The organism is Phreatobacter sp. (assembly GCF_030691135.1).
Lineage (GTDB): Bacteria > Pseudomonadota > Alphaproteobacteria > Rhizobiales > Phreatobacteraceae > Phreatobacter.
Genome location: NZ_JAUYFA010000085.1, coordinates 92,182 through 115,397, shown reverse-complemented (window position 1 = coordinate 115,397; position 23,216 = coordinate 92,182). Strand labels below are relative to the sequence as shown.

Below are 23,216 nucleotides of genomic sequence, written 5' to 3'. Positions count from 1 at the left end.
TTGCCAAGCCGCCGTCAGGGTGGAAACGGATCGCGGATTCAGGCTGGTCAGGCGGCAAGATCGCGCAGCACGTATTGCAGGATTCCGCCGTTCTTGAAGTACTCGATCTCGTCCAGCGTATCGATGCGGCAGAGGATCGGCACCTTCTTCACCTTGCCGTCGGCGAAGGTGACCTCGGCAGTCATCTTCTGACGCGGCTTGACCGTCTCGAGGCCCTTGATGGTGACGGTCTCGTCGCCCTTCAGGCCGAGGGACGCCCAGGTCGTGCCCTCCTCGAAGGTGAAGGGGACGATGCCCATGCCGACCAGGTTCGAGCGGTGGATGCGCTCGAAGGACTGCGCGATGACGGCGCGCACGCCGAGCAGGTTGGTGCCCTTGGCCGCCCAGTCGCGCGACGAGCCATTGCCGTATTCGACGCCGGCGAAGACGACCAGCGGCACCTTTTCGGCGCTGTACTTCATGGCGGCGTCGAAGATCGACATCTCCTCCTTCGAGGGATAGTGGATCGTGAAGCCGCCTTCCTTGCCGTTCGGACCCATCATGTGATTGCGGATGCGGATATTGGCGAAGGTGCCGCGCATCATCACTTCATGGTTGCCGCGGCGGGTGCCGTACTGGTTGAAGTCGGCGACATCGACCTTGTTGTCGATGAGATATTTGCCCGCCGGGCTCGCCGCCTTGATGGAGCCGGCCGGCGAGATGTGGTCGGTGGTGATCTTGTCGCCGAACAGGCCGAGGACGCGGGCGCCCTCGATATTGCCGATGGCTTTCGGCTTCATGCCCATGCCGACGAAATAGGGCGGGTTCTGCACATAGGTCGAACCATCGTCCCAGGCATAGGTCTGGCCGACCGGCGCCTTGACCTTGGCCCAGTTGGCATCTCCCTTGAACACGTCGGCATAGCGCTCCTTGAAGAGCTTCTTGGTGACGTTCTTGGCGATGAAGGCGTTGATCTCCTGCGAGGAGGGCCAGATGTCCTTGAGATAGACGGGGTTGCCCTTCTTGTCGGTGCCGAGCGGGTCCTTGGTGAGGTCCAGCGTCACCGAACCGGCCAGCGCATAGGCGACGACCAGCGGCGGCGAGGCCAGGTAGTTGGCCTGGACGTCGGGCGAGACCCGGCCCTCGAAGTTGCGGTTGCCGGAAAGCACGGCGGCGGCGATCAGGCCGGAATCGTTGATGGCCTTGGAAATCTCGGCCGGCAGCGGACCGGAATTGCCGATGCAGGTGGTGCAGCCGAAGCCGACGAGATTGAACCCGAGCTTGTCGAGATCCTTCTGCAGGCCCGAATTCGACAGATATTCGGCGACGACCTGGCTGCCGGGCGCGAGGGAGGTCTTCACCCAGGGCTTGGACTTCAGGCCCTTGGCGACCGCATTGCGGGCGAGCAGGCCGGCGGCGAACAGCACGGCCGGGTTGGACGTGTTGGTGCAGGAGGTGATGGCGGCGATGGCGACATCGCCATGGCCGAGGGTGAAGTCGCGGCCCTCGACGGCGACGCGGCGGCTCATCTCGGCCGCCTTCTTGTAGTCGGTCGCCATGGCGTCGGCGAAGCCGGCGCCGACAGCCTCGAGCGCGACCCGGCCCTCGGGGCGCTTCGGGCCGGCCATGGAGGGCACGACGTCATCGAGTTCGAGTTCCAGCGTGTCGGTGAAGACCGGATCGGGCGAGGTCCTGGTGCGGAACAGGCCCTGGGCCTTCGAATATTTCTCCACAAGCGCGATGCGGGCAGGCTTGCGGCCCGACGTCGTCAGGTAGTTCAGCGTCTCCTCGTCGACCGGGAAGAAGCCGCAGGTGGCGCCGTATTCGGGGGCCATGTTGGCGACGGTGGCGCGGTCGGCCAGCGTCATGTTGTTGAGGCCGGGACCGTAGAACTCGACGAACTTGCCGACGACGCCCTTCTTGCGCAGCATCTGGGTGACGGTCAGCACGAGATCGGTGGCGGTGACGCCTTCCTTCAGGCGGCCCGTCAGCTTGAAGCCGATGACCTCGGGCAGCAGCATCGACTGCGGCTGGCCGAGCATGGCGGCCTCGGCCTCGATGCCGCCGACGCCCCAGCCGAGGACGGCCAGACCGTTGACCATGGTCGTGTGGCTGTCGGTGCCGACGAGCGTGTCGGGATAGGCGACCTCATAGGTGACGGTCGTCTTCTTGCCCTTGACCGTCTTCACGGCCTTTTCCTTCTTCGTCCAGACGGTCTGGGCGAGATATTCGAGGTTCACCTGGTGGCAGATGCCGGTGCCGGGGGGAACGACAGAGAAGTTCTTGAAGGCCTGCTGGCCCCATTTCAGGAAGCGATAGCGTTCGCCGTTGCGGGCATATTCGAGATCGACGTTCTTCTTGAAGGCCTTGGGCGAGCCGAATTCGTCGACGATGACGGAGTGGTCGATGACGAGGTCGACGGGGACGAGCGGGTTGATCTTCTGGGGATCGCCACCGAGCGCCTTCATGGCGTCGCGCATCGCGGCGAGGTCGACGACGGCGGGAACGCCGGTGAAGTCCTGCATCAGCACGCGGGCCGGGCGGAAGGCGATTTCCTTGCCGGCCTTGCCCTTGTCGTTGATCCAGGCGGCGACCGCCTCGATGTCCGCCTTGGTGACGGAGCGGCCGTCCTCGGCGCGCAGCAGGTTCTCGAGCAGCACCTTCATCGAGAAGGGCAGGGCCGAAATGCCGGCGAGGCCGTTCTTCTCGGCCTCCTTCAGGCTATAGTAGACGTAGGACTTGGAGCCGACCTTGAGCGTCTTGCGGGCCTTGAAGCTGTCGAGCGACATGTAGCGATGATCCCCTCAATCTGGAGGCCGACGTCGCGCCCGAACCCTGGGCCCTCGAATGACGCATGAGACGCGGCGGCCGATCGGCGGGGTTATAGAGGGATTCCAATCAGCCCGCCATATGGTTAGAAGCGCTTATCGCCTCTCGCGGATCACCCTTTCGTCGCGTAGGAATGCGGCATGATGCGCCTGACCGCCCATGCCCTGACCTGCCAGCGCGGCGGCCGGATCGTCTTTGCCGGTCTGAGCTTCGTTCTGGAGGCGGGCGAGGCCGTCCAGGTCACCGGACCGAACGGGGCGGGCAAGTCGAGCCTCCTGCGCCTGATCGCCGGACTGGTGCGCATCGAGGAGGGCAGCCTGGTGCTCGAAGGCGGCGACCCGGAAGCCAATGTGGGCGAACATTGCCACTATTGCGGCCATCAGGACGCCTTCAAGGGATCGCTGACGGTTGCCGAGAACCTCGCCTTCTGGACCCGCTATCTCGGCGGCGGTGGCCAGGGCCCGGAGGTCGCCATGGAGAGGCTCGGCATCGGCCATCTCGCAGCCCTGCCGGCGGGCTATCTCTCCGCCGGCCAGCGCCGGCGGCTGGCTCTCGCCCGGCTGCTGACCGTCACCCGGCCGATCTGGCTCCTCGACGAGCCGACCGCCGCCCTCGACCTTGCCAGCCAGAAGGTGCTGGCCGGCATCATGGCCGATCACGTGGCCGCCGGCGGGCTGATTCTCGCCGCCACCCATGGCCCGCTCGGCCTGCCGACGCGCGAACTGGCGATCGGGAGCGCGGCATGACCGGACCGCTGGCCGCCATCTTCCGCCGCGACCTCCTTCTCGCCATGCGCATCGGCGGCGGGGCGATGGTCGGCGTCGTGTTCTTTCTCGCGGTGGTCACCATCGTGCCGTTCGGCGTCGGACCCGACATGAACCTCCTCGCCCGAATCGGCCCCGCCATCCTGTGGATCGGTGCGCTGCTGGCGACGCTCCTCGGTCTCGACCGCCTGTTCCAGGCGGATGCCGACGACGGCTCGCTCGACCTGATGATGATGGCGCCGACGCCGCTGCCGCTGGTCATCGCCACCAAGGCGGCGGCGCATTGGCTGGCGACCGGCCTGCCGCTGGTTGCGGCGGCCCCGGTTCTCGGGCTCCTCCTCAACGTGCCGCCGGAGGCCATGGGCGCCGTCGCCCTGACGCTGGGCGCGGGCACCCCGGCGCTCAGCCTCATCGGCGCGGTCGGCGCCGCGCTGGCGGTGTCGCTCCGGCGCGGCGGCCTGCTGATGGCCATCCTCGTCCTGCCGCTGACCATCCCCGTGCTGATCTTCGGCGTGGCGGCGACCAATGCCGCGATCGTCGGGCCGCTGCCCTTCGGCCAGCCCTTCACGATCCTGGTGGCGCTGTCGCTGATGAGCCTGGTGCTCGCGCCGATCGCCGCGGCTGCGGCGCTGCGCTTCGGCCTCGAATAGGCTCAGCCCTTCGCCGAAGTGGCGTCCCAGGCCTCGGGTATCAGGGCGATGAAGCCATCGAGCCAGGCGACCAGGCGCGGATGGCTCTTGCGCCAGGCGCCCTCGAAGCGGATGTCCTGGTAGCCGAGGGCGCAGGCCAGCGTGATCGTGCCGACATGGATGGCGAGAGCCGGGGGCGCGGCCTCGAGCGCCGCCATCGCCCGCTCGACCTTGCCGCGCTGGTGGGCGAGCCACTTCTCCGAGCGTGCCGCCTCGTCGTGGAACACCGCCTCGTAGCGCTGCTGGATGAGCGCATCCATGATGCCGTCGGCGAGCGCCTGCAGGGTCAGAGTCGCGGTGCGGGCCTTCGGCTCCGCGGGGATGAGTTTGCCGCCGGCAGCGATGTCAAGGTGCTCGATGATGACGCGGCTGTCGTAGACGACCGTGCCGTCGGCGAGGACGAGGGCCGGAATCTTGCCGAGGGGATTGCGCTGACGGATCGGATCTTCGGCATTCATCGTATCGGTCGTCACGACGGTGACATCGGCCAGGCGGCCGAGATGGTACAGCGCCAGCTTCACCTTTCGGCCGAAGGGGGAAAGGGCGGACGAGTGCAGGGTCATGGTCATGGCGACGTTTTCCGAACCGTTCGGTGGCGGGATCGCCGACCCTTCGCAGCGCCGCGACGCCGGGTCAAGGGCGGCCTGCGGAGGCCGGCTGCCCGGTGGCTCGCCTTGCCGCGGCCACCCGCCAGCCCCATAATCGGCTTCTGCTTCGCTGGACATCATGAAGATCGACTCGCCCTATTTCGACAGCATCCGGGTCAAGCCCGGCGACGACCGGCGCACCCGTGCCCGGCCGGGCATGCGCGTGTGCGGCTTCAACGGCTGTCCCTGCGAGGCGACGCACCGTGCCCCGGTGGGGCGGGACCGCGAGGGCGAATTCGTCTGGTTCTGTCTCGACCACGTCAAGGAATACAACGCCAGCTACAACTATTTCGCGGGCATGAACGACGCGGCGGTCGCGGCCTACCAGAAAGATGCGCTTACCGGGCACCGGCCGACCTGGAGCATGGGCGTCAACTCCTGGACCAAGACCGGACGGCGCGAGGAGCCCAAGCCCCATTTCGACCCGCGCAAGGGCGCCGACCCCTTCGGCATGTTCGACGGCACGGAGTGGCGCCAGGCCAGCGAGCGCACCGGCGAGCCCGAAGGCCGGATGATCCGCAATGCCGAGCGCAAGGCGCTCGACACGCTCAACCTCGACATCCACGCCACCGCGACCGAGATCAAGGCGCGGTTCAAGGAGCTCGCCAAGCGCCTGCATCCGGACGCCAATGGCGGCGACCGCTCGCGCGAGGACAAGCTGCGCGAGATCATCCAGGCCTATAATTATCTGAAATCCGTCGGCTTCTGCTGACCCTGGACGGTCGGCACCATGATGCGACGCATCAGAATTTCGAATGGCATTCCCGCGAAGGTCACCCTTCCGGGCTTTGGATGCGATCTGGTAAGGTCGCCGCCATCATGTGGTTATGGCTCGCTGCGCCGAACGCGGCATCGGAGGTTCTTTCGTGACAGTGCAGACTGACAATGTGTCCGGACTCCCGGATACGACCATCCCTGTGCGCCAGGTGTTCGGCATCGATTCCGACATGGTCGCTCCCGCCTATTCGCAGGGCGGCGACCACGTGCCGGACCTCGACCCGGACTACCTGTTCGACAAGCCGACGACGCTGGCGATCCTCGCCGGCTTCGCCTACAACCGCCGCGTCATGGTCTCGGGCTATCACGGCACGGGCAAGTCGACCCATATCGAGCAGGTCGCCGCCCGCCTCAACTGGCCCTGCATCCGCGTCAACCTCGACAGCCACGTGTCGCGCATCGATCTCGTCGGCAAGGACGCGATCGTGCTGAAGGACGGTAAGCAGATCACCGAATTCCGCGACGGCATCCTGCCCTGGGCCTACCAGCACAATGTCGCGCTGTGCTTCGACGAGTATGATGCCGGCCGCCCGGACGTGATGTTCGTCATCCAGCGCGTGCTTGAATCCTCTGGCCGTCTGACGCTGCTCGACCAGAGCCGCGTCATCCGCCCGCATCCCGCCTTCCGCCTGTTCGCCACCGCCAACACGGTCGGCCTCGGCGACACGACCGGCCTCTATCACGGCACGCAGCAGATCAACCAGGCGCAGATGGACCGCTGGTCTATCGTCACGACGCTGAACTATCTGCCGCACGACCAGGAAGTCGGCATCATCCTCGCCAAGGCGAAGAATTTCGCCAAGACGGCCGAGGGCCGCGACCAGGTGAACAAGATGGTCCGTGTTGCCGATCTCACCCGCAACGCCTTCATGAACGGCGACCTCTCCACCGTCATGAGCCCGCGCACCGTGCTGACCTGGGCCGAGAACGCCGACATCTTCAAGGATATCGGCTTCGCCTTCCGGCTCACCTTCCTCAACAAGTGCGATGAGATGGAGCGTTCGCTGGTCGCCGAATTCTACCAGCGCTGCTTCGGCCAAGAACTGCCGGAAAGCGCTGTCAACGTGGCGCTGAGCTGAGACCCGCGGGGAAGACGGCATGGCCAGCCGGACGAAACATCCGAAGGCTGGCCTCGTCGTCGCCGTCGAAACCCGCGTCGCCGAAACGGCGCGGGCCATCGAGAAGGGCCTCGTCGCCTATAACGTGGCGCAGGCCGGGCCGTCGAAGTGGAAGCGCTTCGCCGTCTCCGTGCGCGACGAGGCGGGGACCATCAAGGGCGGTGTCGTCGGCTATACGATGTGGAACTGGTGCTTCATCGAGCTCGTATGGCTCGACGAGGCCCTGCGCGGCACCGGCTTCGGCACGGAGCTGATGGCGAGGGCCGAGGCGGTGGCGGCGAAGCGCGGCGCGCGCCATGTCTATCTCGACACCTTCTCGTTCCAGGGCGACGGCTTTTATCAGAAGCTGGGATACGAGGTTTATGGCGAGCTCGGCGATTTTCCGCCCGGGCACCGCCGCATCTGGCTGAAAAAGGATCTTTCGTGAGCTCCAATTCCAAGGCCAAGCCGAACACCAAGGAAAGCCCGACCGAGCCGTTCAAGCGGTCGGTGGCCTCCTGCATGCGCGCGATCGCCCGCCGCGACCTCGAGGTCACCTATGCCGCCGACAAGCCCGGCCTCGCCGGCGACAAGGCGCGCCTGCCCGAGCCGCCGCGCAAGATGACCGCCAAGGACGCGGCCATTGTGCGCGGCCACGGCGACGCCATTGCGCTGCGGCTCGCGGTTCACAATGCCAAGGTTCACCGGCAGATGACGCCCGACGGCCAGGCGGCGCGCGCCGTGTTCGAGGCGGTGGAGAACGCCCGCATCGAGGCGATCGGCTCCAACCGCATGACGGGCGTGGCGCAGAACCTCACCGCGCGGCTGGAGGACCACTACCACCGCATGGGCAAGTACGAGGAGATCACCGACAAGGCCGATGCGCCGCTGGAGGATGCCCTCGCCCTGATGGTGCGCGAGAAGCTGACCGGCCAGGCCGCACCGGCCCAGGCCGCGAAGATCGTCGACCTGTGGCGCGAGACGATCGAGACCAAGGCGGGCAAGAATCTCGAGGCGCTCGTCGGGCTCGAGAACAACCAGCGCGCCTTCGGCAAGGCCGTGCGCGACCTCCTGACCTCGCTGGACATGGGCGACGAGCAGGGCCGCGCCGACGAGGACAATGACGAGGACAGCTCCGACAGCCAGGAGCAGGAGACGCCGGAATCGGGGGAGAGCCCGGACAGCCAGGACGAGGAGTCCTCCGAAGGCATGCAGATGGAGGATGCCCAGGAGATGGCCGACGAGGCGCCCGACGGCGCCCAGGAGGCCTCCGACGCCGAGACCGCCGAACTGCCCGACGAGAATGATCTCGGCGATTCCGAGGATGCCAGCGAGCCGTGGCGGCCGAAGAGCCAGACCGCCGAGCGCAAGGGGCCGGATTACAAGCCCTTCACCCCGAAATTCGACGAGATCATCGACGCGCCCGACCTCTGCGACGCGGAAGAGCTCGACCGGCTACGCGCCTATCTCGACAAGCAATTGTCCAATCTCGGCCCGGTGGTCTCCCGGCTCGCCAACCGCCTCCAGCGCCGCCTGATGGCGCAGCAGAACCGCTCGTGGCACTTCGACCTGGAGGAGGGCATCCTCGATCCGGCCCGCCTGCCGCGCGTCATCATGGACCCGATGGCGGCGCTGTCCTTCAAGCAGGAGAGCGACACCAACTTCCGCGACACCGTGGTGACGCTGCTGCTCGACAATTCCGGCTCGATGCGCGGCCGCCCGATCACGGTGGCGGCGACCTGTGCCGACATTCTCGCCCGGACGCTGGAGCGCTGCGGGGTCAAGGTCGAGATCCTCGGCTTCACCACCCGTGCCTGGAAGGGCGGGCAGGCGCGCGAGTTCTGGCTGCAGAACGGCAAGCCGGCCAATCCGGGCCGCCTCAACGACCTCCGGCATATCATCTACAAGTCGGCCGATGCACCCTGGCGCCGGGCGCGCAAGAATCTCGGCCTGATGATGCGCGAAGGGCTTCTGAAGGAGAACATCGACGGCGAGGCGCTCGACTGGGCGCACAAGCGCCTGCTCGCCCGCTCCGAGCAGCGCAAGATCCTGATGATGATCTCCGACGGTGCGCCGGTGGACGATTCGACCCTGTCAGTGAACCCCGGCAATTACCTCGAACGCCACCTGCGCTGGATCATCGAGGAGATCGAGACCCGTTCGCCGGTGGAGCTCATCGCCATCGGCATCGGCCATGACGTGACGCGCTATTACCGCCGCGCCGTGACCATCGTCGATGCGGAGGAGCTGGGCGGTGCCATGACCGAGAAACTCGCCGAACTCTTCGACGAACATGCCAGCGAAGGCGCCTCGGGCGGCGCCAAGCGCCGGCGGGTCGCCTGATGGTCCATCCCACACGGCGCGGGGTCCTCGCCCTCGCCGGGGGCCTCGCGGCCCTGCCTGCGCTCGCTCCTGCCGCCGCGGCACGCAACCCCGTGCCGCGGGCGCCGGTCGACATCGACATCCGCTCCTTCCCGATCAATGCCTTCACCCCGCGCGAGGCTGACAAGCAGGAGTTCGGCGCCTTCGCCTTTCGCGGCGGGCTGGAACTGCAATCCGACTACCGCGGCTTCGGCGGACTGTCGGCGCTGCGCACCGACGCTACGGGCCAGCGCCTCACGGCCCTGTCGGACCAGGGCCAATGGCTCACCGCCGGCATCGATATGGAGGGCGGCCGCCTCTCCGGACTGTCCAGGGCGCGCATGGCGGCGGTGCTCGGCCCCGGCGGCCGGCCGCTGGCGGAGACCGGCAACTGGGATACGGAGAGCCTGTGGATCGAGGGCGGCACGGCCTATGTCGGCGTCGAGCGCACCCATCGCATCTTCCGCTTCGACACGTTCGGCCGCGAGGGGGTCCTCGCCCGCGGGGTGCCGTCGCCGGTGCCGATGGGCGCCACCCGGATGCCGCCGAACCGTGGCATCGAGGCGCTCGGCATGGTGCCGCGCCCCTCGCCGCTCGCCGGCACGCTGCTCGCCATTTCCGAACGGGCGCTGAACCCCGAGGGCGATATCCGCGGATTTCTGATCGGCCCGGGAGCGGCGCGCGACATCTTCGTCCGGCGGACCAATGATTTCGATGTCACCGACCTCGCTTTCCTGCCGGGCGGCGACATGCTGCTGCTGGAGCGCTGGTTTTCGGCCTGGCGTGGCGTCGCCTTCCGTATCAGGCGGATCGCCAGCGACGCGATCCGCGCCGGGGCGACCCTCGACGGCCCGATCGTGCTGTCGGCGGACATGTCCTCGCAGATCGATAACATGGAGGGTATCGCCGTCCACCGGAACGGCGAGGGCGAGACCATCGTCACCCTGGTGTCGGACAACAATTTCTCGTTCCTGCAGCGGACTCTGCTGATCCAGTTCGCCTATCGGGGCTGAGCATTGCAGGATCCGGGTGCGTCCTGCAGCCATCCAGCCGACGATTCGACAAAACCTGTGCCGGCCTCTGGCACGCCCCGCCGAAAGCGTGTATAGGCCCGCGTCTCACGTTTCGCCGTTCGCCTGGGGGGCAGACCCCTACGGCCCCGCCAGAAGAGAGTTCCATGGCCGTTCCGAGAAGAAAGACGTCGCCCTCGCGTCGCGGCATGCGCCGCTCGCATGATGCCCTCGTGGCCCCGACCTATGTCGAGGACAAGGACTCCGGCAATCTGCGCCGCCCGCACCATGTCGACCTGAAGACCGGCATGTATCGCGGCAAGCAGATCCTGAAGCCGAAGACCACGACCAACGACTGATCGCACGGGTCCCATCGCATCTGAAAAAAGGCCGGTCGCGAGACCGGCCTTTTTCCGTAGGGGGATCAGGCGCCGGTATCGGCCTTGAGGCCGACGGCGGCGATACCGGCGAGGGCGCAGACCTCGTCATTGTCCGAGCTGTCGCCGGAGATGCCGACGGCGCCGAGCACCGCGCCGGCCGCGTCGCGGATCAGCACGCCGCCGGGAACCGGGGCAATCCGGTCCTTCGTCAGGCCGCCGAGGGCGGTGACGAAATGCGGGCGATCCTTGGCCATGCGCTCCAGCGCCCGGCCGCCGACGCCCACCATGACGCAGCCGAAGGCCTTGCCATGGGCGATGTCGGCGCGCAGCGGCGCATTGCCGTCCTCGACGAGTGTCAGGCGGACGGCGCCGCGGGCGTCGACGATGACCACGCCGAGGGGCTTCATGCCCTTCTCGCGGCCGGTGGCGAGGGCCGCGTCGGCAAGGGTTCGGCAGATGTCGAGGGTCAGGCTCATCGTCGGCTCCGTGAAGGGGTGTCGGCAATCGCGCATGGGCGGCCCGGCCGGGGCGTGCTTGCTTGAAGCCCTGCGCCCCGTGCACAAGCCGGACCCACCCGGATCGTGGCGGGCGACCGCGTTCTTGTGTTATCCTTAGAACAAGATTGCGGCCGCAAGCCGGTGATGACAGTTTTTCAGTCCCGGCGAAAGTCCCGGGCGAGGGAGGATGCCCCGGTGACCTATCAGACGCGTGACTTCCACAAGCCCGGACGCTCGCCCGCCTATGCGACGGAGGCCATGGCGGCGACCTCCCATCCCCTCGCGACGGCGGCGGCCATCGACATCCTGAGGGACGGCGGCACGGCGGCGGATGCGGCGATCGCGGCGGTCGGCGTCATGGCGGTGGTCGAGCCGCACATGACCGGCATCGGCGGCGATTGCTTCACGCTGATCTCCAAGCCCGGCCAGCCGATCTGGGGCTATAACGGCTCGGGCCGTGCGGCCAAGGCGGCGACCGCCGACAGGCTCCGGTCGGAAGGGCTGACGTCCGTTCCCACCGACTCGGTTCACGCCGTCACCGTGCCGGGCGCCATCGAGGCCTGGGAAACGATCCTGAAGACCCATGGCCGGTTCGACCTCGGCCGGGTGTTGCAGCACGCCATCCGCTACGCCAAGGGAGGCTGGCCGGTGACGCCGCGCGTCGCCTTCGACTGGCCGACGGATGCCGCGGCGCTGGCGAAGGATGCCGGTGCATCGCGCCATTACCTCCTCAACGGACGCGCGCCCACCGCCGGCGAGCGCATGACCAGCGCGGCGCTGGGCGCGACCCTCGAGGAGATCGCCGCCAAGGGCGCCAGGGGGTTCTACGAAGGCCGGGTCGCCGCCGACATCGTCGGCACGCTGAAGGCCAAGGGCGGGCTTCTGACGCTGGAGGATCTCGCCTCCCACCGCGGCACGGTCGAGACGGCGGTCGTCGGTGACTACAAGGGCACCGGCATCGCCGAACTGCCGCCGAACGGTCAGGGCATCACTGCCCTCATCATCCTCAACATCCTCGAACAGTTCGACGTCAAGGGCATGGACCCGACATCGCCGGAGCGCCTGCATCTCGGCATCGAGGCGGCGCGCCTCGCCTATTCGCTGCGCGACAGCCACATCGGCGACCCCGCCGCGATGAAGGTCACCGTCGCGCAGCTCGTTTCCAAGGATTTCGCCAGGACCCTCGCCGGCATGATCGATCCGGGCAAGCGCACCGCCCGCCTGATCCCGCCACCGCCCGGCACCAACACCATCTACTGCTCGATCGTCGATCGCGACCGGATGGCGGTGTCGTTCATCAACTCGATCTTCCACCATTTCGGCTCGAAGATCTGCACGCCGGAGACCGGCATCCTGCTGCAGAACCGCGGCTCGAGCTTCAACCTCGAGGACGGTCACCCGAACTGCATCGGCCCGGGCAAGCGGCCGATGCATACGATCATCCCGGCGATGATGCTGGAGAAGGGCGAGGTCACCTGCACCTTCGGGGTGATGGGCGGCAGCTACCAGTCGTCGGGCCATGCCCATGTGGTCTGCAACACGGTCGATTACGGCATGGACCCGCAGGCGGCGATCGATTCCCCGCGCGCCTTCTTCGAGGGCGAGAAGACCACGGTCGAGCCGACCTGGCCGGCCGCCACCATCGAGAAGGTGCGGGCCATGGGCCACGACGTCGACGTGACGGTGAAGCCGATCGGCGGCGGCCAGATGATCCGCATCGACCAGTCGGGTTTCCTGGTCGGCGGCTCGGACGCGCGCAAGGACGGCCTCGCCCTCGGCTATTGAGGGCCAGCCTTCCCGCTCAGACGTCGCGGCGGATCAGCGAGCCGCTGGCGGTCGGCCGTGTGGCGGGATCGGCGGCCTGGTAGCGCGCATCCACCTCTTCCCGATCGGAACGCCTGCGGCGGCGCGCCGGCGTGACATTGAGGCGGGCGGCGAGCAGCTGGGCGATGAAGGCAGCGGCGGGGCGGGTGCTGGGCGCCCGTTCCTCGTCGAAGCGGTCGGGCTGCGGCGGCGCGGGCAGCGTCCTGAGCGCTTCGCCGAAGCTGCCGGCCGGGCGGCGCGCGGCGCCGAAGCGGTCGTCGTCACGGCGACGCCAGCGGAGAGGCTGGGAGGCACCTGCTGGCTTGACCGTCGTCATGTCCCGCTCCGTGATGGCTGACCGGCCGCTGCCGATCGACAGGATGTCAGTTGCAACGCGCGTGCCGGCTGTCGCGTTCCAGATCGGGACAATTGGACGGGTCGGGAAAAATCATTCCCGGCATGACGTTAGGTCATATTCCTCGCTGCAGCGGAGGATTCACAAGGTTTCCTTCATTGTTTTACGGCCTATTGGAGGCAATCAGACAACCACAGGCGGACACGTAGTGGATCGGGCCGACATCATCAGCGCAGGCCACGACGGAGCACTCCCCGCGGATGCAGAAGCCGCCGCGACCGCCGACATCCTGTCCTCGGTCGGGACGGCTACTTATGAATGGGCCATTCCCTCCGATCGCATCACCTGGAGCGACAACGCCGGCAATGTGCTGGGGATCGGCCCCCGGCACCTTGCCTCGGGCCGGGCTTTTGCCCAGATGCTGGCGAAGGAATCACCGGCCGGCCGCTACGAGGCCATCGTCAACTCACCGCACGTGGACCGCGGCGAGGGCGTCGCCTATGCCATCGAATATGCGATCCAGACCGAAGAGGGCGCGACCCACTGGGTCGAGGATTCCGGGCGCTGGTTCGCCTCGACCGACGGGCGACCGCTGCGCGCCCATGGTGCCGTCCGCATCATCACCGAGAGCTACGAGACCCGCCGCCGCCTGATCGAGGCGAGCGAGATCGATCCGATGACCGGGCAGCTCTCCCGCCACCGCTTCTGCGAGGTGCTGGAAACCTCGCTCGCCGACGCCCTCAAGGTGCGCGGCTCGATCGGCCTCCTGGTCGCGGCTGTCGACAATCTGGCCCATGTGAACGAAGCCTATGGATTCGACATCGCCGACGAGATCATCGCCGCCGTCGGCAAGCGCATCCGCACCCGGCTGCGCGGCGGCGACCTGCTCGGCCGGCTTTCCGGCAACAAGTTCGGCATGCTGATCCGCAACTGTCATCCCGAGGACATGGAGATCGCCGCCGAACGCATCCTGAGCGCGGTTCGCGAGGACATCTTCCTCACGCGGGCCGGCCCGGTCGCCATCACCGTGACGATCGGGGGGATCATCGCACCGCGGCACGCTGACAGCCTGGCGGCCATGCTGGGGCGCGCGCAGGAGGCTCTCGACGGCATCAAGTCCCGTCGGCGCGGGGCCTTTCATATCTATGCGCCGAGCCTTGAGCGTGAACGCGTCCGTCAGGAGAACCTGAAGATCACGGACGAGATCGTCTCCGCCCTCAACGACCGGCGCATCGGCCTCGCCTTCCAGCCGATCGTGACGGCGACGCCCGACCGGCGCACGGCCTATTACGAGTGCCTGCTGCGCATCCGCCGCGCCGACGGCACGCTGCTGCCGGCGAGCGCCATCGTGCCGCTGGCCGAGAAGCTCGGCCTCGTGCGGCTGGTGGATGCGCGCGTCCTCGAACTCACCATGACCGAGCTGATCGCCGCGCCCGATCTACGGTTGTCGGTCAACGTGTCGCCCGCGACCACCATGGACATGAGCTGGCTGAGATCCCTTGAAGCCTATCATCGGACACATCAGGCGGCGGTCGAGCGGCTGATGGTCGAGATCACCGAGACCTCGGCCATCGCCGATGTCGAGGACACCCGCCGGTTCGTCGCGCGCGTCCAGGGGCTGGGTTGCCGGGTGGCGATCGACGATTTCGGCGCCGGCCATACCTCGTTCCGCAACCTGCGGAAGCTCGGAATCAATTGCGTCAAGATCGACGGCGCCTTCGTCGCGAGCTTCCACGCCAATCCGGACGATCGACACTTCGTCAAGGCCCTGCTGGACCTGGCGCGTCACATGAACCTGACGACGATCGCGGAATGGGTTCCCAGCGAAGAGGTCGCCGTCACCCTCGCCGAGCTCGGCTGCAACTACCTGCAGGGCGACCATACCGGCCCGGCCAGCGACGCACGACCGTGGCTGACACCGGCCACGACAGTGCTGGCGCGCAGCGCCTGACGGGGGTCGCCGGCGGGTCCGCCCGCCTTACTTCCGCGACAGGCTCTCGATCTTCTTCTGCATGGCGGAGAGCTGGTTCTTCAACTCGTCGAGTTCGCCGGCGGCCGGCGCTGCCACCGTCACAGGTTCGCCCGCAGTCCTGGCACCGGCCGAAACCCTGGCACCGCCCGAAAGCTTGGCATCGCCCGAAAGCTTGGCATCGCCCGAAACCTTGGCCTCGCCGGTCGCCTCTTCGGCAGTCGCCTCGCCGTCCTCGCGCCGCGCGAAGGGCGTGAACATCGTGAAGGCCTTCTCGAACAGGTCCATGTTGCGGCGAATGTGCTGCTCGAAGGGCGCCACCAGCGGGTTGACCCCGACCGCGGTCGAGAGCTGCTGGCGCAGCCGGTCCTGCTCCTTGGAGAGCGTGTCGATCGACAGCTCCAGATAGCGCGGCACGAGCAGTTGCATGCTGTCGCCGTAGAAGCGGATGAGCTGGCGCAGGAAGGAAACCGGCAACAGGTTCTGGCCGTCCTTGTTCTCCTGCTCGAAGATGATCTGGGTCAGCACCGAACGGGTGATGTCGTCGCCCGACTTGGCATCGTAGACGAGAAAGTCCTCACCCGCCTTGACCATGGAAGCAAGGTCCTCAAGCGTCACGTAGGTCGAGGTGCCCGTATTGTAGAGCCGGCGGTTCGCGTATTTCTTGATCGTGACCGGATCATTCTTAGCCATCGTTCCCCCTGGACGTGCTCGCGGCGCTCTTCCCCCGAAAGCGCCATGAGACCGTCACGATAGGGTGTTTTGTCAGGTGCTGCCATGGTTTTGTGCAGCGCGGCTCCCGTGCGCCGCACACAGCCCGGCGGATTGGCAGATTGGCGCGGTTGACAGTGACGCGGCGCCACAGACAAGGTCAGCGTGAAGGTCGCCGCCCGACACACCAGGCGCCAGGCACAATCAGGAGGTTTTCATGTCCGAGGACGTCGTCATCGTCGGCGCTGCCCGAACGGCCGTCGGTTCGTTCAATGGAGCGCTCTCGTCGCTTCCCGCCCATGAACTGGGCGCCATCGCCATCAAGGCCGCGCTCGAGCGCGCCAATGTCAGGCCGGATGAGGTCGACGAGGTCGTCTTCGGGCAGATCCTCACGGCCGGCGAGGGTCAGAACGCCGCCCGGCAGGCGGCGATGAAGGCTGGTATCCCCGCGGAGAAGACCGCATGGGCGTTGAACCAGCTGTGCGGCTCCGGCCTGCGGACCGTCGCCGTCGGCATGCAGCAGATCGCCAACGGCGACGCCAACATCATCGTCGCCGGCGGCCAGGAAAGCATGTCGATGGCCCCCCACGTGGCGCATCTGCGCAACGGCACCAAGATGGGGTCCATGGAGATGGTCGACACCATGCTCAAGGACGGCCTGATCGACGCTTTCCACGGCTACCACATGGGCGTCACCGCCGAGAATGTCGCGGAGAAGTGGCAGATCACCAAGGACGAGCAGGACCAGTTCGCCGTCGCCTCGCAGAACAAGGCGGAGGCGGCCAAGAAGGCCGGGCGGTTCAAGGACGAGATCGTCCCCGTCACCATCTCGACCCGCAAGGGCGACATCGTCGTCGACACGGACGAGTATATCCGCGACGGCGCCACCATCGACGCCCTCGGCAAGCTCCGGCCCGCCTTCAAGAAGGACGGCACCGTCACCGCCGGCAACGCCTCGGGCATCAATGACGGCGCCGCCGCCATCGTGCTGATGACGCGGTCGGAAGCGGAGAAGCGCGGCCTGAAGCCGCTCGCCACGATCCGGTCCTGGGCGACCGCCGGCGTCGATCCCGCCATCATGGGTACGGGGCCCATCCCGGCTTCGCGCAAGGCCCTGGAAAAGGCCGGCTGGACCGTGAAGGATCTCGACCTCATCGAGGCGAACGAGGCTTTCGCCGCCCAGGCGATCGCGGTGAACAAGGATATGGGCTGGGACACCGACAAGGTGAACGTCAATGGCGGCGCCATCGCCATCGGCCACCCGATCGGCGCATCCGGCGCCCGTGTGCTCGTCACGCTCCTGCACGAAATGGCCCGGCGCGATGCCAAGAAGGGCCTGGCGACGCTGTGCATCGGCGGTGGCATGGGCGTCGCCATGTGCATCGAGCGCTGAGCCCGCGACCGGCCCTCGGCCGACACTCTTCGCCGGAGGCGGTGACCGCCTCCGGCAGGTTCTTCATCTACCCCCGATGAAGTGATGATACAACCCGTCCGACAAGGCGACGGGAACAACGAATCGTTGATTCTAGGGAACGCCAGCGAGGGAGTTCATTCATGGCGAGAGTGGCATTGGTCACGGGAGGCACGCGCGGTATCGGAGCGGCGATCTCGCGGGCCCTGAAAGAAGCCGGCTACAAGGTTGCCGCCAACTACGCCGGCAACGACGAGGCCGCGGCGAAGTTCAAGGCAGAGACGGGCATTCCCGTCTACAAGTGGTCCGTCGCCGATCATGAGGCCTGCGCCGCCGGCATCCGGCAGGTGGAGGCCGAACTCGGACCGGTCGAGGTGCTGGTCAACAATGCCGGCATCACCCGCGACGGCATGTTCCACAAGATGACCATCGGCCAGTGGCGCGAGGTGATCGACACCAACCTCACCGGCGTCTTCAACATGACCCACCCGGTCTGGAACGGCATGCGCGACCGCAAATTCGGGCGCGTCATCACCATTTCCTCGATCAACGGCCAGAAGGGCCAGGCGGGCCAGGTGAACTATTCTGCGGCCAAGGCCGGCGACATCGGCTTCACCAAGGCCCTGGCGCAGGAAGGTGCACGCGCCGGCATCACCGTGAACGCCATATGCCCCGGCTATATCGGCACGGAAATGGTGGCGGCGATCGATCCGGAAGTGCTCAAGACACGGATCCTGCCGCAGATCCCGGTCGGACGCCTCGGCGAGCCCGAAGAGATCGCCCGGGCCGTGGTCTTCCTCGCCTCCGAGGAGAGCGGCTTCATCACGGGAGCGACGCTGTCGATCAATGGCGGCCAGTACGTCGTCTGAGGCCGCCAGCCCGCAAGACGGCATCGTCGCGGCGCCGCCGCGACGATGGCACGCGGGCCGGCACGATCACTTCCAGGCGTTGACCAGTCTGTTAAAGAACGTCTCGTTGACGGTGTCGCCGAGTGTATAGACCGCCAGGATCACGACGCCGGCAATGCCGCTGGCGACGAGCGAGTATTCGATCGCCGTGGCGCCAGAGCTGTCCGAATTGAAGCGCCCGATCAGGCGTATCATCTGCCGAAAGCTGCGGGCCATCCTGGCGTCTCCTCTCAGTCGCGCGCCTCGCCGAGCAATTCGGTGAGGAAAGGGATCAACGGTTCGTCGGCTGCCGGCATCGGATAATCCCTCAGCCGGCCTGGCTTGACCCATGCAAGCCGCTGACCCTCGAGACCCTGGACGCTCCCTTCCCATCTCCGGCAGACCCACAGCGGCATGAACAGCTGGAAGGTCTCGTAAGCGTGGCTGGCGAAGGTCAGTGGCGCGAGGCAGGGCTCCTCGACACGAATCCCGAGCTCCTCGCGCAGCTCGCGGATCAGTGTCTCTTCCGGCCTCTCGCCCGGCTCGACCTTGCCGCCGGGAAACTCCCAAAGACCCGCGAGAGGCTTGCCTGCCGGCCGCTCCGCCAGGAGGACCCGGTTGTCCGAGTCGACCAGGGCGCAGGCGGCGACGAAAACCAGCCTCAAGGTCATGGCGGTTCCTTTTCTAACCGACAGAAGTTAACGTTTGCGGTGACGAATACGCGACTGGCGCGCCATCGGGTGACATCTCGTCAGGAGCGATAGTCGCCATTGATGGCGACATAGTCCTTCGTCAGGTCGCAGGTCATGACCCGCGCGGAGCCGCGCCCGAGGCCGAGGTCGGCGGTGACGGTGATGACATCCGCCTTCATCACCGCGCTGGCGGCCGCCTCGTCATAGGCCGGGTCCCGCTCGCCGCGATGGGCGACCCGGATGTCGCCGAAGGAGATCGACAGAAGGTCGCGTTCGGCAGGTTCACCCGCCTTGCCGACGGCCATCACGACGCGCCCCCAATTGGCGTCCTCGCCGGCGATCGCGGTCTTGACCAGCGGCGAGTCGGCGATCGACTTGGCGACGCGGAACGCCGAGGCGCCGGAGACGGCCCCCTTGACCACGACATGGACCAGCTTGCGCGCGCCCTCGCCGTCGCGGGCGACCTGTTCGGCGAGATCGGCGAGCACGGCCTGGAGGGCCTTGCGGAAGCCGGCGAGCCGGCGGTCGCCGGTTTCGGCGATGCGCGGCGCGCCGCGCTGTTCCGCTGCGCCGGTGGCGAACAGCATCAGGGTGTCGGAGGTGGAGGTGTCGCTGTCCACCGTTACGGCGTTGAACGTCGTTTTGACGCCCTTCGACAGGAGCGCCTGCAGGACGGGGGCATCGATCGGCGCGTCGGTGAAGACGAAGGAGAGCATCGTGGCCATGTCCGGGGCGATCATGCCGGCGCCCTTGGCCATGCCGTTGATGGTGACCGTGACCCCGCCGAGGGTGGCCGTCGCCGTCGCGACCTTCGGGAAGGTGTCGGTGGTCATGATGGCCCTGGCGGCGTCGAGCCAGCCGTCGGCCCGGCCGGCGGCGAAGGTCGCGTCCAGCACGGCATCGTATTTCGTCGCGTCGAGCGGTTCGCCGATGACGCCGGTCGAGGCGAGGAAGACCTCGGACTGCTTGCAGCCGGCCGCCTTGGCGGCGATCTTCGCGGTGAGCGCCACGGCGTCACGGCCCTTGCGGCCGGTGAAGGCGTTGGCGTTGCCGGAATTGACGACGAGGGCCCGTGCCTGTCCGCCGGACAGGTTGGCGCGGCACCAGTCGACCGGCGCGGACGGACATTTCGACCGGGTGAAGACGCCGGCGACCGTCGTGCCCGCGGCGAGGCCGACGGCCAGCACGTCGGTGCGGTTCTTGTAGCGGATACCGGCCTCGGCTGTAGCCAGGGTCACGCCCGCGATGGGCGGCATGGACGGCACCGTCTTCGGTGCGAGAGGGGAGACGGGGGGCACGAACTTGGCCATGGCGATCCTCGGGCTGGCGCTATGAGGTTCAGATCGGCCAAGCCCTTAGCCCAAGCCCGGCAAGACGGGAAGCTCCGCGCCACGCATGGATCAACGCTGCGTCATGCGCGGACGGCACCGGTCCTGGCGAAGGCGTCCAGCGTCAGGACATTGCCGCCCTGGAACCGCTCGAAGACGGCGGGGATCTCCGCCGCGGGCACCGGACGCCCGAAGAGGTAGCCCTGGGCTTCCGAGCAGTTTTCCTCACGCAGGAAGGCGAGCTGTTCTTCGGTTTCCACGCCTTCGGCCGTGCTGATGATGCCAAGGCTGCCGCACATGCCCGTCACGGCCCGGATGATGGCGCTGCTCTCCTTGGTCTCCGACAGATCCTTGACGAAGGACCTGTCGATCTTGACCTTGTCGAAGGGGAATGTGCGCAGGTAGCCGAGCGAGGAATAGCCTGTGCCGAAATCATCCATGGCGAGGGCGCAGCCGGTCTGCTTGAGGCGGAGGAGCGCGTTCATGGCGCCCTCGACATCGTCCATCAGCGCGTTTTCGGTGATCTCCAGTTCCAGCCGCGCCGGCGCGAGGCCAGAGCGCTTCAATGTCGCGTCGACGACATCGGGGAAGTTGCTGTCGGCAAGCTGTTTCGGAGATACGTTGACGGCGACCTTGACCGGACGCGGCCACAGGGCTGCGTCGGCGCAGGCCTTTTCCAGCACCCAGCGGCCGAGTGCGCCGATCAGCCCGATATCTTCGGCCAGGCCGATGAAATCGCCCGGTGGCACCGTGCCGCGTTCGGGGTGGTGCCAGCGGACGAGCGCCTCGAAACCGACGAGGGCGCCGGAGCCGACCGCGACGATGGGCTGGTAATGCAGGGCGAACTGGCCCTGCGCAACGGCCGTCCTGAGGTCGCGTTCCAGGCGAAGGCGCACCTGCATGGAGGCGTCCATCGCCTGTTCGAAAAAGGCGAACCGGGCGCGCCCGTCCATCTTGGCGCGATCCAGGGCAATGTCAGCATTGCGCAGGACGGCAACGGGACCTTCCTCATCCGGCATGGCGATGCCCACACTGGCAGTGATCGCCACGGAATGGTCACCGATCGGCATGGGAGCGGCGACCGCCTCGACGATGGCATGGGCAAGGGACGAGGCCGCTTCGGGCTGGGCGCCGTTCACCTGGATGACCGCGAACTCATCGCCGCCGATCCGGGCGACGATGTCGCCCGGCTGGATGCAGGCCTTCAGACGCTCCGTGACCATCGCCAGGACGGCATCACCGATGGCATGGCCGAGGGCGTCGTTGACCCATTTGAACCGGTCGAGGTCGATGCACAGCACCGCCGTCTGGGCCGCAGCCGGGCCGCCGCCGCAGACAGCCGCGAGACGGTCCTGGAAGAACAGCCGATTGCCGAGCCCGGTCATCGGGTCATGCTGGGCGAGATAGGCGATGCGGGCCTGGGCATCGCGGCGTGCACCGACATCCTCGATCACGCCGATCCATTCCTCGCCGGTGCCGTCCTCGCTGTCGACCTTCGTGCCGCGCGACCGGACCCAGCGCCAGGTGCCGTCGGCGCGACGGATGCGGTATTCGATGTCGAACTGGTCGCGGCTCTGCTGGGCGTCGATCCAGGCGGCGCGGACGACCGGCGCGTCGTCGGGATGAAGGTTTTCGTACCAGGAGAGATCCAGGGCGCTCCAAGGAGCGTCGAGGTCAGTGGACGAGCCCGCGAGCCGTTCCCAGCCGGTAGCGCTGACGACGCCTGCCGTGTCCCGGTGCCAGAAGACCAGCGCACCCGTGCTGGCGAGCAAACGGTACCGCTTCTCGCTCTGCGCCAGGCTTCGGGCGACCTGTCCTTGCGCCTCTGCACGGTCACGCAGGACTTGTTCCGACACTTCCAGGCTGCGGCGAAGATCCTCGAACTCGGCGATTCCCGAGGGCGCGACCACGGCCGGCGCCGCGCCATCGTTCCCTGCCGCAACCTGCCTCGCCCGCGTGACGAGGGTCTGGACCGGGCGCAGGACCGTCTTGCCGATCCAGGCCGCGGCGAGCAAGGCGAGCAGGAGCGCGCCGACGGCGCCGATACCGAGGTCGATCAGGGGAGCCTGGTTGCGGGCGCGGAAGACGCTGAGCGGTTCACCCACGCCCAGAACCCAGCCCGGCGTCCCCTTGAGCGTCTGGAACGCGAAGACAACCGAACGACCGTCGGCCGTCTGGCCTTCGAAAATGCCGGCTTCGGTGCCGACGGCCTTGATCCTGGCGAACTCGGGCACCGGCCGGCCGACAAAGGCAGGTCCATCGCGTGAGCGCGCGATGAAATGACCCCGACCGTCGACGACGGCCAGCACGCGCCCGGTTTCGGTCGGATCCGACTGCTGAAGGGCGTGCACCAGGCGCCCCGGCGGGATCACGAGCGCAGCGAAGCGGATGGTGGCCTCGTCGAAAGCCACGAGGGCGGCGATGGCGATCCGCTTCGAATTCGAGCCAGGATCGGTGAAGAGGTCCGAGACGGCGGCCTTGCCCGTCTGCATGGCCCGCCGCAGGACGTCCAGCGGGATGCCCTGCGGCGACAGGCCCTGCCCTTCAGGGATGCCAGTCAGGGTCGCGAAAACCTCTTCCACCAGCCGGCCACCGATCTTCTGTTCCGCGGCAGCGGCCCAGGGATCGACGCCTTCCGTCGACGGAACGGCATGGGGCACCCGGACGAGCACGTCGAGGAGCGTCGCGCCGGCCGCGAGTTCGCCCTCGGCTGCCCGCGCCAATGTGCGGGCCGTATCGAGAAGGCGGGCAGCGGCCGCCGTCTCATAGGCCCGTCCGGCCTGGAGAAGAGAGACAACAGCGGCGACGATCATGGGCGCCAGTGCCACGACCACCAGGCCGGCGAGATACCAGTTCAGCCCAAACCGGATGGATCCGCCGGGTGACGGCGCCGCATGCTCCCCGCCATCTTGGGCCGAATCACGCATGGGTGTCATTGCCCCACAAAAAAGCACATATCTTACCGTAGGGAAACACACACGCCTTTCGTGCATTAATATTCCTCAACGGAAGTCGCTCATGACGGGCAAT

21 protein-coding genes are annotated in these 23,216 nt (G+C 67.3%); 12 read left to right on the top strand and 9 right to left on the bottom strand.

The annotated features are described in order from the left end of the window. Nucleotides 1-47 precede the first annotated feature (47 nt). Nucleotides 48-2,768 (bottom strand): aconitate hydratase AcnA, encoded by a 2,721-nt coding sequence (gene acnA / locus Q8O26_RS15865; RefSeq protein ID WP_305577281.1) that lies wholly within the window; start codon nt 2,766-2,768, stop codon nt 48-50. 183 nt (nt 2,769-2,951) lie between these two features. On the opposite strand from acnA, the gene ccmA reads away from it, so the two are divergent. Both ccmA and ccmB read left to right on the top strand, forming a co-directional pair. Then, nucleotides 2,952-3,554 (top strand): heme ABC exporter ATP-binding protein CcmA, encoded by a 603-nt coding sequence (ccmA, locus tag Q8O26_RS15860; protein WP_305577456.1) that lies wholly within the window; start codon nt 2,952-2,954, stop codon nt 3,552-3,554. Beyond that, on the top strand, nt 3,551-4,222 hold the full coding sequence (gene ccmB / locus Q8O26_RS15855; protein WP_305577279.1) for a heme exporter protein CcmB: 672 nt from the start codon (nt 3,551-3,553) through the stop codon (nt 4,220-4,222). The genes ccmA and ccmB overlap by 4 nt, the downstream gene beginning before the upstream one ends. A 2-nt stretch (nt 4,223-4,224) precedes the next feature. Here ccmB and Q8O26_RS15850 read toward each other — a convergent pair whose 3' ends face one another. Next, the gene (locus Q8O26_RS15850) at nt 4,225-4,830 is read right to left on the bottom strand and encodes a glutathione S-transferase N-terminal domain-containing protein (protein ID WP_371134583.1); all 606 of its coding nucleotides are present in this window, start codon (nt 4,828-4,830) and stop codon (nt 4,225-4,227) included. Between the two features lie 157 nt (nt 4,831-4,987). Between Q8O26_RS15850 and Q8O26_RS15845 the strand changes: the two genes are divergently transcribed. The 6 genes from Q8O26_RS15845 (at nt 4,988) to rpmF (ending at nt 10,512) form a co-directional block, all read left to right on the top strand. Then, nucleotides 4,988-5,620, top strand: a complete 633-nt coding sequence (locus Q8O26_RS15845) for a J domain-containing protein (protein WP_305577277.1) — start codon at nt 4,988-4,990, stop codon at nt 5,618-5,620. A 154-nt stretch (nt 5,621-5,774) separates the two neighbouring features. Then, nucleotides 5,775-6,764 (top strand): cobaltochelatase subunit CobS, encoded by a 990-nt coding sequence (gene cobS / locus Q8O26_RS15840; protein ID WP_305577275.1) that lies wholly within the window; start codon nt 5,775-5,777, stop codon nt 6,762-6,764. Between the two features lie 19 nt (nt 6,765-6,783). Beyond that, entirely contained in the window at nt 6,784-7,230 is a 447-nt protein-coding gene (locus Q8O26_RS15835) for a GNAT family N-acetyltransferase (protein ID WP_305577273.1), read from the top strand. After that, a complete protein-coding gene (gene cobT / locus Q8O26_RS15830) occupies nt 7,227-9,125 on the top strand; it encodes a cobaltochelatase subunit CobT (protein ID WP_305577272.1) in 1,899 nt (632 codons plus the stop codon). The genes Q8O26_RS15835 and cobT overlap by 4 nt, the downstream gene beginning before the upstream one ends. After that, a complete protein-coding gene (locus Q8O26_RS15825) occupies nt 9,125-10,156 on the top strand; it encodes an esterase-like activity of phytase family protein (protein ID WP_305577270.1) in 1,032 nt (343 codons plus the stop codon). Before cobT ends, Q8O26_RS15825 begins: the two co-directional genes overlap by 1 nt. Before the next feature lie 164 nt (nt 10,157-10,320). Then, entirely contained in the window at nt 10,321-10,512 is a 192-nt protein-coding gene (gene rpmF / locus Q8O26_RS15820; protein ID WP_106750512.1) for a 50S ribosomal protein L32, read from the top strand. Nucleotides 10,513-10,577: 65 nt separating this feature from the next. Here rpmF and Q8O26_RS15815 read toward each other — a convergent pair whose 3' ends face one another. Then, the gene (locus tag Q8O26_RS15815) at nt 10,578-11,009 is read right to left on the bottom strand and encodes a heme-binding protein (RefSeq protein ID WP_305577264.1); all 432 of its coding nucleotides are present in this window, start codon (nt 11,007-11,009) and stop codon (nt 10,578-10,580) included. A gap of 216 nt (nt 11,010-11,225) precedes the next feature. On the opposite strand from Q8O26_RS15815, the gene ggt reads away from it, so the two are divergent. Beyond that, entirely contained in the window at nt 11,226-12,815 is a 1,590-nt protein-coding gene (gene ggt / locus Q8O26_RS15810; RefSeq protein ID WP_371134582.1) for a gamma-glutamyltransferase, read from the top strand. A 16-nt stretch (nt 12,816-12,831) separates the two neighbouring features. Here the strand turns inward: ggt and Q8O26_RS15805 are convergent, their stop codons facing one another. Next, entirely contained in the window at nt 12,832-13,170 is a 339-nt protein-coding gene (locus tag Q8O26_RS15805; protein WP_305577262.1) for a hypothetical protein, read from the bottom strand. 226 nt (nt 13,171-13,396) lie between these two features. On the opposite strand from Q8O26_RS15805, the gene Q8O26_RS15800 reads away from it, so the two are divergent. Continuing rightward, the gene (locus Q8O26_RS15800) at nt 13,397-15,139 is read left to right on the top strand and encodes an EAL domain-containing protein (RefSeq protein WP_305577260.1); all 1,743 of its coding nucleotides are present in this window, start codon (nt 13,397-13,399) and stop codon (nt 15,137-15,139) included. Nucleotides 15,140-15,166: 27 nt separating this feature from the next. Here the strand turns inward: Q8O26_RS15800 and phaR are convergent, their stop codons facing one another. After that, a complete protein-coding gene (gene phaR, locus Q8O26_RS15795; RefSeq protein ID WP_305577258.1) occupies nt 15,167-15,850 on the bottom strand; it encodes a polyhydroxyalkanoate synthesis repressor PhaR in 684 nt (227 codons plus the stop codon). A gap of 235 nt (nt 15,851-16,085) precedes the next feature. On the opposite strand from phaR, the gene Q8O26_RS15790 reads away from it, so the two are divergent. Next, entirely contained in the window at nt 16,086-17,261 is a 1,176-nt protein-coding gene (locus Q8O26_RS15790) for an acetyl-CoA C-acetyltransferase (protein WP_305577256.1), read from the top strand. Nucleotides 17,262-17,422: 161 nt separating this feature from the next. Further along, a complete protein-coding gene (phbB, locus tag Q8O26_RS15785; protein WP_305577254.1) occupies nt 17,423-18,148 on the top strand; it encodes an acetoacetyl-CoA reductase in 726 nt (241 codons plus the stop codon). Nucleotides 18,149-18,214: 66 nt separating this feature from the next. On the opposite strand, the gene Q8O26_RS15780 is transcribed toward phbB, so the two are convergent. The 4 genes from Q8O26_RS15780 to Q8O26_RS15765 form a co-directional block, all read right to left on the bottom strand. Further along, nucleotides 18,215-18,403, bottom strand: a complete 189-nt coding sequence (locus Q8O26_RS15780; protein WP_371134581.1) for a Flp family type IVb pilin — start codon at nt 18,401-18,403, stop codon at nt 18,215-18,217. Between the two features lie 14 nt (nt 18,404-18,417). After that, nucleotides 18,418-18,837 carry a (deoxy)nucleoside triphosphate pyrophosphohydrolase gene (locus Q8O26_RS15775; protein WP_305577252.1) on the bottom strand — a complete coding sequence of 140 codons (420 nt, stop codon included), beginning with the start codon at nt 18,835-18,837 and terminating at the stop codon, nt 18,418-18,420. Nucleotides 18,838-18,917: 80 nt separating this feature from the next. Further along, nucleotides 18,918-20,168: a bifunctional glutamate N-acetyltransferase/amino-acid acetyltransferase ArgJ gene (argJ, locus tag Q8O26_RS15770; protein ID WP_305577250.1), complete on the bottom strand. Its 1,251-nt coding sequence runs from the start codon at nt 20,166-20,168 to the stop codon at nt 18,918-18,920. A 101-nt stretch (nt 20,169-20,269) separates the two neighbouring features. Then, a complete protein-coding gene (locus Q8O26_RS15765; protein WP_305577248.1) occupies nt 20,270-23,113 on the bottom strand; it encodes an EAL domain-containing protein in 2,844 nt (947 codons plus the stop codon). Nucleotides 23,114-23,216 lie beyond the last annotated feature (103 nt).